This is a genomic window from Grimontia marina (genome assembly GCF_900060185.1).
GTDB lineage: Bacteria > Pseudomonadota > Gammaproteobacteria > Enterobacterales > Vibrionaceae > Enterovibrio > Enterovibrio marinus.
This window is the reverse complement of sequence record NZ_FIZY01000008.1, coordinates 75,593-88,599: the sequence shown is the minus strand read 5'-3', so window position 1 is coordinate 88,599 and position 13,007 is coordinate 75,593. Positions and strand designations below refer to the sequence as shown.

Annotated in this window: 4 protein-coding genes; all 4 read right to left on the bottom strand. The window is 46.5% G+C overall.

Going from position 1 to position 13,007, the window contains the following annotated elements:
- Positions 1 to 48: 48 nt before the first annotated feature.
- From GMA8713_RS06230 to GMA8713_RS06215, 4 genes are read right to left on the bottom strand one after another with little or no spacing between them, the layout of a single operon-like run.
- Positions 49 to 897 carry a CPBP family intramembrane glutamic endopeptidase gene (locus GMA8713_RS06230; protein WP_062706915.1) on the bottom strand — a complete coding sequence of 283 codons (849 nt, stop codon included), beginning with the start codon at positions 895 to 897 and terminating at the stop codon, positions 49 to 51.
- Positions 898 to 909: 12 nt separating this feature from the next.
- The gene (locus tag GMA8713_RS06225) at positions 910 to 1,788 is read right to left on the bottom strand and encodes a CPBP family intramembrane glutamic endopeptidase (protein WP_062706912.1); all 879 of its coding nucleotides are present in this window, start codon (positions 1,786 to 1,788) and stop codon (positions 910 to 912) included.
- A gap of 20 nt (positions 1,789 to 1,808) precedes the next feature.
- Positions 1,809 to 3,068 (bottom strand): MFS transporter, encoded by a 1,260-nt coding sequence (locus GMA8713_RS06220; RefSeq protein ID WP_062706910.1) that lies wholly within the window; start codon positions 3,066 to 3,068, stop codon positions 1,809 to 1,811.
- Positions 3,058 to 12,993, bottom strand: a complete 9,936-nt coding sequence (locus GMA8713_RS06215; protein WP_062706908.1) for a non-ribosomal peptide synthetase — start codon at positions 12,991 to 12,993, stop codon at positions 3,058 to 3,060. Before GMA8713_RS06215 ends, GMA8713_RS06220 begins: the two co-directional genes overlap by 11 nt.
- Positions 12,994 to 13,007: the final 14 nt, after the last annotated feature.

The window sequence follows — 13,007 nt, the reverse complement described above, 5'->3', positions numbered from 1 at the left end:
CAGTTACAACTTGTCCTTGGGGAATATTTCAATCTTCAATGCTTATAATTAGGCGTAATGGCGCTTGTAGTGCCTCCAGAGCAGAAAGTAGCTACCAAGCATCAAGGTAAATGCGGCTGCAGCGACCAGATACATCGTCTGATCACCCCAGGCGATCAGTTGGTCTTTCAACCCAAATCGACGCCAACTGATCACACATACAAGGCTGGCAGCTTGTATAAGAATGGAAGCCCATAGGGAGCGGAACCAGATATAGACCATGATGTAAAACACCGAGGAAACGAACGAGTAGATACCAACCACCAATTCGAATTGCATGACTGCATAAACCAAGGCTTGGATAACAATGGCTACAGTAATGTTGCTGTAATCCTTCACATCGTTGTAAACAGCACCACGGAATACAATTTCTTCTACGAAAGGAACAATTATTGCGAGTGCGAACAGCAAAAATAAAGGCGCGGCTTCTTTATCCATTATCCACGCCATGTAGTTATCAAGCTCTGGCAGTGATGCTTTTACACTACTCAGGTTAACAACTGTGACGGTGAAAATTGACATACAAACGGCCACGAATATTGTTAGAAACGTTGTCGTCATATCCAACTTTCTAAATTGACAGGCCTTATATAAACTTTTTCCACGTACTCTGAAGAAAATATCAGAAAGAATGACGCATATAGTGAAATAGAGCAGTGCCGTTAATAACGGAAGGTTGTAGAAAGCATCCTGTAAGGGCTTTACATCTAGCAATACGGTGAATAGCAAATAGATAAGTGCATAACCAAGCCCAACATATACAGAAAGGTAACCCAAGGTTAAAGCAATAACTTTTCCCCATGAGGTCTTACCGCCTTTTTCTAACTGCCGTGAATTTAGCGTTGTATCCATACTCATAATAAAATTCCTTTAATTTCCTGCGTATTTCTTGAAATCACTGTGCTGATGCACGGTAGATCTTTTGGATAGGGAGTAAACCTTGTAAAGAGAGAAGGCAATGACACCAAATGTGATAAGTAACAGCGCATTGTGGTATGTGTGGTTGTACTGCTCGATCATGGCATTGTGGCGAAGCACATAAATTCCACCGGTCGAGAGGAACTGCATGATCACGGCTGCATACATTGAACGTGTCCAAAGATAAAGGGTGGTGAACAGGCAGGTACCTATTGCTGCATAGATCATGAGTGGGATGTCACGCATCAACTCAAAGTAGTAGGTATAAATTACACACAGTAGCGCGTAGCAAATGCCAATGTGTAAGCCTCTTCGCATTTCATTAAATAGCAAACCACGGAAGAATATTTCTTTGTAAAACGATCCAATAATAAGGAACAGTACAAATGACCATGTGCTTGGTGTATCCACCAAGAAGGCCATGACAGATTCATAACCACCGAAGTTGTTTTTTAAATAAGGTAGCGCGAACAGCGTATGTGTAAATATCGCCGCAGAAATGCTTAATGCGATGATATAAAGAGCTGTTGTCTTGCTAAATGAAACGAAGTTGCATCGTTTAAATAAGTTCTCTTTCTTAATGAATTTGATAAACAAGTAAAAGACAGAGATCTGAATAATGTCATTGACGACAATCATAACTACGCCGTTATGGTTGAACCACTCACCATATACTTCGTGCTTACCCATCACTTGGTACCATAGAATAATTAGCGGTACCAGAATTCCGAAATAGATTGCAGAATGGGCAACCGTCCAGCTAATAGAACGGCCTATATTCTTTATTGCAGAGGGTGCACGTTTGGGTGCATCTTCAATGTGGCTACTCATAGTATTCCCTTAGTTTTATTTTAGTGTTCAGGTGTTGTCGCATACTCTTTTGTCGCGGGGCTTTCGTCGTTAACAAACGCATGAAAGCCTTTGTTTCTATTCCCGAAAATGCCCAATAGCACCATAAGAGCTGCACTAAAAACGATGACCTGATGCCAGTTCTCTGCGGTTAACAAGCTGCCCACCAACCAAATACCAGCGGGTACCGCGAGGTTAAGTAGCGCGAAGAAAAGACCAAACAATCGGCCAAGCATGTGCTGAGGGACAGTGCGTTGAAATTGTGAAAGCACGGGAATGTTCTGTACGGTGTTTAAGCAAGCCAACACGACAAACGTTGCGGCAAAAAAGCTCGTAATCAGCATGGCATTCGCTTGCTGGGGAAATGGAAATAGCCATACAAGGATGAGAAGGGCTTGAGGAATGAGCAGTAAACAGAAATACCGTATCGCTGTTTTTTGAACGGCTTTTTTGCTCGCGATCAATGCACCAATAATGGTTCCAATAGCCATGGATGCTTCAACAAGTGATAGCTGGAGAGGGCTGACACCCAAGACCTGATAAATGATGAAAGGCATGGCGACCAGAACCAATGGCAGGTAGAGACCATTGAGTAAAATTTCGAAGACGAGGAAAAAACGAATAGAGGGGTGCTGCTTAACGTAGTCGAACGCTTCGCGTTGGGCACTGATGTAATCTTTGTTAATCGTCGATTCTTCGCTCTTTTTCTCGGTAAAGCGGAGGTTTAATTGAGCGACAGCGGAAACAAAATATATCGCGCCGGAAATTATGAATATGAGATTCAGCGAAATGTTTGCATACAAGAGCGCACCTGATATGGGTGCTACGATCCGCGTGACAGCTGAAACGGATTGAACAAGGCCGTTAGCTGATGGTAACACGTCGGCGGGGAACAACTCGGGCAATGCACTGTTGAATGCGAGCGTGAGTAACGCCTGCACACTCGCAACGCATACGATGTAGAACAGCAATGTATTTAAGTTATCGGCGTAGCTGACGGTTAACACGAAAGCGAGAGCGATTAGGCCAGTACAAAAATCGCAAAGGCAAACGACCCGCTTTTTGTTCCACTTGTCTACCCAAACACCACTTAGCAAGCTAATGACCACCGAGGGGACAAAGGACGCCCCGACAGCCATAGAGAACAATAAAGCAGATTGCGTTGCATCCAACAGATACAGGCTTATCGCAAAGGACAGGCTACCTGTAGCAAACTGGGAGCTAAAAAGGCCACCGGCAACGATAAATCGATTACTTAACACTGCCTGCTCCTGCTAACTGCTCTGTGCTGTACACAAACAGCTTTAAGTACGTACTTAAGACGTTATTCAACTGCTCTTTTTGTAGTCGCCCTGCATCGAAGCTCAATGACAGAGAGGTGCTCTCTGAATGCTCTGGAAGTGTCAGTACTAAATCAAACTCTTGTAAGACGTCTGAAGACACGTCAGCGTGTTCACCTTTAAGCAAGATGTGTGCTTGAGAGGGTTCGGGCAGTGCCGTGTCAAAACCCACTTGGGTCGCAGCCAATTCAACCAGTTTCTTGTTTGTTTCCTCAACCATGTCACCAATGGAATTTGAATTTGCTAAATCGATGGCAAAAGGCACCAACTGCGTACTGTTGAGTGCGTAAGTGAAATTGACATTATGTTGCTTATTTAATTGCGCCAGAAGGTAAGCAAAAATGCTCGCTTGACCCGCCAATAAAGACGCTGGGCTATTGGATATGGCAGCGGACAATACTTCCACTGCGTTTTTTGGATAATTGGCTTTGAGTGTGGTGATCGTTCTGCCTGCACTGCGTTGGAACATTGTGTGTGGCAAAGTAGTCGCGGGTAAAGTGACCTTGTTGTTTTGGCCATCAATGAAGTGGCCTAACGCGCGAATTGACGTATGGCTAAATAGATCGGTGACGCGAACAATATCTGGGAAGTCAGAATCAATGCGACTATGCGCCTGAACGATAAGTAAAGAGTTGGCGCCAAGGTCGAAGAAGTTCTCAGTCACACTGACGTCTTTAGCGTCTAACAAGCTTTGCCATATCTCGACAAGTTTTCGCTCGGTCTCAGTTTCGGCATGGGTAACGTTTATGCCTGAGGTGACCGAGGATTTCATCGCAAGTAGCTTGTTCTTGTCGGCCTTCCCATTAATGGTGAGTGGAATGCTCTCTAGCTCAGTAAAAGACGCTGGCAGGATATAGGTAGGTAAATGCTGTGCAAGCGCATTTTTATACTCAGAACGCGTTCGTGGTTCTGACGAAACAACGAAGGCACTGATGGAGTTCTCTTCTGCGACAACCACCGCTTCAGAAACCCCGTCAATGGCAAGCAATTGATGTTCAATCTCACCAAGCTCAATGCGAAATCCACGAATTTTCACTTGCTGGTCGCATCGACCTAGATATTCCAATTCACCACTTGCAAGTTGGCGAGCGCGATCTCCTGTTCGGTACAAGGTTTTATCAGGGCTGTAAGGGTCTTGTATGAATCGAGACTGATTTAACTCAGGTCTGTTTAAGTAACCCCTGGAAATTCCAGCACCGCCTACGTACATTTCTCCGGGTACGCCAGTGGGTTGCAACGCCTGACTTTCATCAAGAATATAAATATACAAATCACTGATTGGACTGCCAATCAAGCTCTGCTTGGCATGGTTAATATCGTTTTCAGTCAGCGATTTATAGGTAACATGCACGGTTGTTTCTGTAATTCCGTACATGTTAATCAGCGCAGTATCTTTGAGAGGGTGTTTTTCAATCCAAGGTTTTAGCGCGCTTAAGGTCAGGGCTTCACCACCAAAAATGACAAAACGAAGTGAAAGAGGTTGTTCGACCTTTTTGTCTGCCTCGATGAGCTGATTAAAAGCACTTGGCGTTTGATTGAGGACCGTGACATTTTCTGAGCTGAGTAGTTGGCGGAAATCGCTTGGAGAGCGCGCCACCATTGAAGGGACGATAACTAGCTTCCCACCTTTTAAGAGTGCGCCCCATATCTCCCAAACGGAGAAGTCAAACGCAAAGCTGTGGAATAGGGTCCAAACGTCATGCTCGTTGAAGTCAAATTCCGTTGATGTACTGTCAAATAGACGAATCACGTTCTCGTGCGTTACCTGAACACCTTTTGGTAAGCCGGTTGAGCCAGAGGTATAAATGACGTAGGCAAGCTGGTCCTTCGCGACGCAAGACTGGAAGTGCTTAGGGAAATTTTGCAATCTCGCGTGAGTGTCTTCCGCGTTGAGCTCCACTGTCGGAACAGATAGTTTCGGTGTTTCGAGTTCTGTTGCTTTTAGTACGAGTGAGGCATCGCAGTCTGACAAAATATGCTGAATGCGCTGCTCTGGGGAATGAGGGTCTACCGGGACGTATGCAGCACCAGATTTCAATACGGCCAGAATGGAAATGATCATGTCGAAGCCCGGCTCAGCAATCAACGCAACTTTCTTGTCTATCGAGACACCGAGTTCGACCAGAAGGTGTGCAAGCTGACTGGCAGATGCATCCAATGCTTCGTAGCTGATTGTCTGATTGTCGAATGAAACAGCAATATGTTTAGGGAAGCGTCGAACCGTGTCTTCAAAGCGCTGAACGATGGCGTCTTGGCTTCCTACCTCTAACGAACAGGCTTTTCGCAGAGCATCAGATGCGCGTGTTTGCTCTTCTTGAGTTAAAAGGCTGAATGTTGATTGACGAGCGTTTGGCTGCTCCAAAACACTGAACAACAATTGTTCAAAGTGCGTTGCCATTTGTTTGATTGTATCTTGGGTAAATAAATCGGCAGCGTAATCCCAATGGAATCTTAATGAGTTATCCGTTTCTGCTACGTCTAATAGCAGATCGAACTTCGCCACGGATGACGGAACATCATCAGCGGTGATCGTAAGATTATCGATAGTCGGAAACGAAATATCCTGATTCTGCATCACCATCATAATTTGGAACAAAGGATGATGGCTGAGACTTCGTGAAGGCGACAGTTCATCAACAAGCTGTTCAAATGGGTATTGCTGATTGGCGTATGCGTTTAAAAGTACCTGTTTGTTCTTTTTCAACTGCTCAGAAAAAGTGCGGGAAGCGTCGATATCAGAACGAAGAACAAGGGTGTTGACGAAAAAACCGATAAGCTCTTCGACACCGGTTTGTTCGCGGTTTGCGATGGGGGTACCCATCACAATGTCTGATTCATTTGAGTACTTGCTAATAAGTAAACTGAATGCGGTTTGAAGCACCATGAAGGCGGTGGAACCTGATTCCTTTGCGTAGGAATACACCGCATCAGTTAAGGACGAAGGTAGTGACCTTGTGTATCGATCTCCACGATATGTCTGCACTGCAGGTCTTGCCGAATCCAGTGTTAGTGCGTGACATTCGGGTAAGCCGTCGAGAGACGTCAACCAATGGTCTTTTTGACGGGCAAATGCATCACTGTTTTCAAATTCACGCTGCCAGTTTGCATAGTCTGAATATTGGATCTCAAGCGGTTCTAGGGGGGTAGAGTGGCCACTCGTGATGTCTCGATAGTGCGCACCAATTTCTTGAGTCAACACACCCAGAGACCATCCATCAGACGCGATGTGATGCATGGTGAGTAGCAGTGTGTGATTGTCATCAGCGACGATGACTAGCTGGGCTCTCAGAGGTGTTTCTGTCGCCAAGTCAAAAGCGTAAGTGCTCTCAACTTCCGATAGTGCATTTAGCGCAGCCTGATGTGCTTCGTTATTTAACGTGCTGTGGTGCGTGATGGTGAGTTCAAAACCAAGGTTATTGTGAATAACTGGCGCGACAGTGCCATCATTTGCGGTATAAACAGTTCGCAGTACATCATGGCGCGCTAAGGTGCGTTGAATCGCTTTTTCTAACGCCATAACATCAAGAACGCCATTGAGCTGGAGTCTTGTATGGATGTTGTAGCGTCCTTTTGTGTGGTCGATCTTGTCGACTAACCACATACGTTGTTGGCCAAAAGAAAGCACCTTTTGTTCTTCAATTGGCTGTTTTGCTATTACCGCGACATCAGTCGGGGAGGCTTGCTCTATCTGTGTTGCCAGTGCCTGGACAACTGGGTACGCAAAGATGTCGCTCAATGGTATGGCGATATTCCACTCTTCTCGAATTTTCGCCATGAGTCGGGTGGCAGATAGCGAGTGCCCGCCAATTAAAAAGAAATCATCCTCCCGACCCACTTTTTCCCGTTTTAGAATGTGCTCAATGATGTTTGCCAGCCTCGCCTCCGTGCGATTGACGGGGGCCACGAAGGTACTGCTGAGCTGAGGAACGGGGAGAGCTTTTCGGTCGAGCTTTCCGTTTCCGGTCAAAGGCATGTTGTCTAACGGTACAAAAGCCGATGGCACCATGTATGAAGGCAATTGAGTCAACAGATAGTGTCTTAACTCTTGGTTTGAAAGGCTGTGAGAGGGCGCCGGTACATACCAAGCGGCTAGCTGAAGTTCGTTGTTCGCGTCTGAATAGGTGCCAACATGACACGCATTCGTTATTTGTGAGAGAGCGGACTCAATTTCTCCTGTTTCAATACGCTGGCCGCGAATTTTTACCTGATGGTCCAGTCGACCCAAATATTCGATGTTGCCACATGCTTTCCAGCGTGCCTTGTCTCCGGTTTTGTATAAACGTCCGTCTCCGAACGGGTTACTAATAAACCGTTCTGCAGTAAGGCGTGGTTTGTTGAGGTAACCGCGTGCAAGGTTGTCACCGCCAATATATAGCTCACCAGCGATACCTATCGGGCAAAGTTGCAGATGCTGATCGAGAACGAGGAGCGTGGTGTTGTCGATAGGCTTCCCGATTGGAATAGCATTCGGGAGTTCGGTGGAGACGCAATCGAAATAGGAAACATCAATCGTTGCTTCTGTTGGACCATAAAGATTGTGCAACGTCGCACCAGTCGGTTCATGGACGCGTTTTTGGAAATCGGAAGCCTGGGTATAAGTGAGTGCTTCACCACTGGTAAATACCTGCTTGAGTGAATGTGGCGTCTTCGCGCTAGGCTCTGATAGCGTAGAGAGAAACTCACTTAACATCGACGGCACGAAGTGGATACACGTAATGTCTTCTTCGTCGATCGCTTTACTTATCAACTGGGGATCTTTTTCTTCGCCTTGCCCGAGGAGGAATAGACGAGCACCGGTAAACGACCACCACACAAGCTCCCAGACTGAAACGTCAAACGTGTAAGGTGTTTTTTGCAAAACGGTGTCGGACTTTGAAATTGGGTAGTGAGCTTGCATCCAATCGAGGCGATTTACCAATGCATCATGTTCAATGAGTACACCCTTGGGTTCACCGGTTGAGCCAGATGTATAGATAACGTAAGCAAGGTTTGCAGGCGAATGAAGCCTATCTGGGTTGGTTTCGCTAAAACCAGACGTGTCTAGGGTATGCAAGTCTATGGAGCGACATGGGGATGCCGAAAGAGGGGATGCCCAATGCAAATGCAAAATGGCATCACTGTCATCAAGAATGTATTGCGTGCGTTGTTCTGGGTTATCAAGGTGAATGGGTAGCCAAGCACCACCTGCTTTTGTGATGGCAAAAAGTGCGACCATCATGTCCAAACTGCGGGGTACTTGAACGGCAACTATTGACTCTGGTCCAACGCCGTCCTCTCGCAAATAGTGCGCGAGTCTATTTACCTTTCTGTTGAACGCCGACCAAGTAAAGACGCCCTCTTTCGAGGATATTGCAATTGCCCCAGGCTGCTCAAGAACCCGTTGCTCAAACCTTTCGATCAGTGGTAAAGCGACATGTCGATCTACATAGGTGTCATTAAAGGTTTCTAAGAGTTTCTGCTTCTCGTTTTCTTCGACAAGCGTGATGTCTCTTACAAGGGTGTTAGCATCAGAGATAATCTGTCGGATAACAAACTGAAATTGCTGAGCGAGAGATGTGATCGTTTCACCCTTAAATAGCTCTGTGCTGAACTCAATCGTGGCGGTATAGCCTTGTGTACTAGACGGATAAATATCGAGTTTTAGATCAAGTTTGGCAAAATGTGATGGCGTGTCGAGCTTCTCGAGTAAGAAGGCGTTTGTCTTCAGTGCTTCGGCCGTTGAAAGTTGGTTGTGAAAAACGAACATGGTATCAAAATAGGGATTTCTGCCAGGCTCTGGTTGAGACCAATTGGACACCATATCGTGATAAGGGAAATCTTGGTTTTGTAACGCTTCAAGAAGTCGTTCTTGTTGACCCTCGAGGAGTTCTTGTACGCTTTGATTGGCTTCACAGCTAAAAGAAACAGGGAGGAAGTTGTTGAACATTCCAACCATTTCCTGCGTTTGGTGATGCGTTCGCCCTGTGCTCAGAATGGATGAGCAGAAATCCGCTTGCTGGCTGTATTTGGCCAAGACAAGATGAAATGCAGTGAAAAACAGGGTGTTGACGCTTACCTTTGCGTTAGAGGTGGCGCGAATTTCCTCTGACACTTCAGCGTCAAAATCGAACGTGAACTGCTCTCCCATAAATGTTCTTTTGTCTGGGCGCGGGAAGTCAGTAATCAAGTCAAGACGCGGTGGGATATCAACAAGCGTGTTTTGCCAGAAGTCTTTTTGGTGTTTGATGCGGCTTTGATTTGTGTCGCTTGCTTGCCAAACAGCATAATCGCCAAAGCGTACTTCTGGTTCTACAACTGCACTAGTATTGCCTTCCAGTTGATCAAGGAATTGGTTGATCAGTACAAGGATGGATACACCATCTGCGACGATATGGTGGATGTCGATATATATTCGATGCTTATTCTCCAATGCTTGTAAGCCTAATCTAACCAGCTTGCCATCAGCGAGATCAAACGGCTGAACAAAGTCTTTCCAACAATCTTCAAAAGGCATTTCGGCGTCATATTGGCGAGCAGAAAGAGGGGTAACCTTGGCGGTTTGGCATAACTGGTCAGCATCGTAATGGAAGCGAGAGAAGAGCACAGGATGACGTTGACAAACGCGTTCGAAAGCAACAGAGATTTGGTCTGTCGTTGTTTCGCCCTGCAATGAAAAAGCGATTGGCATGTTATACGCTGTGCTGCCGGGTTGCATTTGAGCTTGGGTATACAGACCCGCTTGGATAGAGGTGGCGGGAATCGCGTTGAGCGATGCATTGCGTTCTATATTCCCCAGCGTGTTTTCCTCGCGTTGCGTGTCAAGCAAATGGCTCTGCTCTCTAACGGTAGTGCTCGAAAACAAGGTTTTTATGTCGAGTTGTTTACCGAAGTGCTTCTGCATTTGAGCCGATACACGGCTGAAAGCGATAGAATTTGCACCAAAATTAAATACGTCATCGGTCACCGAAAGCGTGGGTTGAACCAACACTTTCTGCCAAATCGCAAGCAGGTTAGCTTCGGTTTCCGTTTTTGGCAGCACTTGCTCACCAGACCTTTCTGTTTCCGGCATCGGGAGCGCGTTAAGATCGACTTTGTTGTTCGCGGTTAGAGGAAGCCTATCGAGACGGATATAGTGTTGAGGCAGCATGTATCGGGGTAAAAATTCAGCCAGCTCAGCAGTGATCTCTTCCTTGTTTGGCATCTCGTTTTGGCACAGGTAGGCGATGATATAGCCGTTGCCTGAATCGTTGCCTTGAACCGCCACATAGACATCAGATGCGCCTGTTACATCAATAAGTTGTGATGCTATTTCGCCGAGTTCAATACGAAGCCCCCGAATCTTCACTTGGGAGTCTAAACGCGAGTTGAAAATGAGCACGCCATTTTCTGTTTCTACAACTTCATCGCCGGTACGATATGCCCAGTCTTGGGTATGGGGTACGTTTGTGAAACGTTCTTGCGTCAAGTCGGGACGGTTTAAATACCCCTTGGCCAGTGCGGGACCACCGATATAAAGCTCTCCCGGTACACCCGGAAGACAGGGTAGCTGGTCAACGTCAAGGACATGGAAAGTAGAATCATTGATGGCCGAGCCAATTGGGATCGTTCCATTGACCAATTGCGTAGCCTGGATAGGATACGCGGCAGCAAAAACAGTGGTCTCTGTCGGGCCATACACATGAACAAGTTTATTTGGCCCCAGCTTTCTAAACGCCTTTTTTACATGCGGAACTGAGACTTTTTCCCCACCGAACAGAATCCGATTTACTTGCTCCAAGGCAGAGAGATTGGTGTCAACCAGTGCGTTAAACAACGCCGTAGTGACAAAGAAGATGGAAATATTCTGGTCCGAAATGTAATCGGTCAACGCATTGAGATCTGACAGTAAGGCTTCATCTAAAAGAACGAGCTCTGCACCGTTGCATAAGGTTGTGAAAATATCGAACACCGAACCGTCAAAACCGTAGGAAGAGAGCTGCAATACGCGATCATTTTCCGATATCTCTACGTAGGTGGGAGACGCGGCGAAACCTGCAACGGCACCATGCGGCGTGAGAATACCTTTGGGCTGTCCTGTTGAACCTGAGCTGTAGATGATGTAAGCGGTGTCACTGCTGTCAATGCTAACTGACGGCGCGTCACCTTCCGTCCCCAGAAGGTCGTTGACGTCTGCTAGCGAATGAGTGCTAGCGAGTGGTGATTTCCCTGATACGATACAAAGCTTGGCTCCCGTGTCCTCCATCATGAAAGCAGAACGTTTCTTCGGTAAGTCAGGAAGAATAGGCAGGTAGGCGGCACCGGCTTTTAGTACACCCCAAATCGCCAACACCATGTCGGTGCCTCTGGGTAAGCTGATTCCGACAACATCGCCTTTTCGAATCCCCATACTGGCGAGACCGGCGGCGACCTTATTGCTTAATTTATCGAGTTCCTGATAAGTGATGGACTGTTCAGGGTTTGACAGGGCTGTGCGCTCTCCAAAATTATCAACGGCGAGTTTGAGTTGCGTGACCAAGTCGCTGCTGTATTCAGGGCGCGCTATTGTCGAATCAGTCGTGCGTCTTTCAACGGGAGATAAGCTTTTGAGCTGGCGCGTAGGCTCGGACACTGCATTTTCAAGCAGGGTAGAAAAGTGTGCTAAAAAGACGTGGCCAAAACTTGGGTCGAATTTGCCAGATTGAGTAATCAGATTACATTCGTATCCGTTCATCTGGGTGATGGCGAGCGTAAGGTCGAAATCAGTTTCTTCTGTTGTTTCCACGGACTGAATACTGAACCCTGTTCCGTCCGCTATTGTGGTGTCGAGAGGGTAATTTTCAACGACCAACAAACTGTCAAACAGTCTGGCATTTTGAGGGATTGCGGTAAGGGTATGAACGTCCTTTAACGCGACAGAACTGTGTTCATTAATGCCCGCCAATTGCAGCTGAACTTTTTTAACCCAATCAGAAAATGGCATGGTCATTTCCAATTCGGCACAAAAGGGCAGGGTATTGATAAATAACCCTGCCGTATCAGCAATATTGAGTACCGGGAGATTTCTCCCCGACACTGTCGTTGCAAATGTTAGGTTTTTTTGATTCTGGTAGAAGCGCAGGCATAACGAGAACACTGCGTGAAATATTGCTGCCGGAGTAACGCCTTCTTTTTCAGTGAGGGCCTCTATTCGTGCCTGTATTGGGCTCGAAATGGGGAGCACAATTTTATTGTCTGAAACTGAACGGCTTTTGACATCCAATACCTCCAGCGTACGTTTTGGTAATGGTCGATTCACTTCGGCATTTGATGTTGACGTTTTCCACCAATTGAGGGCTTTATTGGTATCGGCTTTCTTCCACGCCTCGTGTATATCTTTGGTCGACGCGGTCTTCTCCAGTGTTAACGCTGTGTTCTTGTAGAGGCCCAGCAAGGATTTCAGAATCAGCGCACTGCTCCAGCCATCTAGAAGAATGTGGTGAAAGCTCAGGACAAGGGTAAAAACATTGGGGTCTTTTTCGATAACACTCAAACGAATAGGATGAGATTGCAAATCCAAACGTGAAGGACTTCTCAGTGTTGAAAGGGTGTTGTCATTCGCTTGTTGGCGCGATATCTGCCCGATATCGAGCGAGCGTTTTTTAAGCACAATTTGAACGGGCTTATCTATCCCTTGCCAACGAAAAACGGTGCGGAGTGCATCGTTGTTTTCTACAACGCGGTTCCACGCAAATTGAAGGCGGTCTATGTCAATGTCGCCACTCACATTTAATCTAAGCTGCTCAAAGTAAACAGGGCTGTCAGGATCGGAAATATGATGAAAAAGTAAGCCTTCCTGCAAGGGCAAAAGAGGGAGGATGGCTGAGACGTTACTTTTGTCAATTCCTGACATGTTGCTGTTCCTTG

Excerpts from the sequence above, each read along its gene's own strand:
- GMA8713_RS06215 (WP_062706908.1), bottom strand. The coding sequence starts at position 12,993 with ATGTCAGGAATTGACAAAAGTAACGTCTCAGCCATCCTCCCTCTTTTG.
- GMA8713_RS06225 (WP_062706912.1), bottom strand. The coding sequence starts at position 1,788 with ATGAGTAGCCACATTGAAGATGCACCCAAACGTGCACCCTCTGCAATA.
- GMA8713_RS06230 (WP_062706915.1), bottom strand. The coding sequence starts at position 897 with ATGAGTATGGATACAACGCTAAATTCACGGCAGTTAGAAAAAGGCGGT.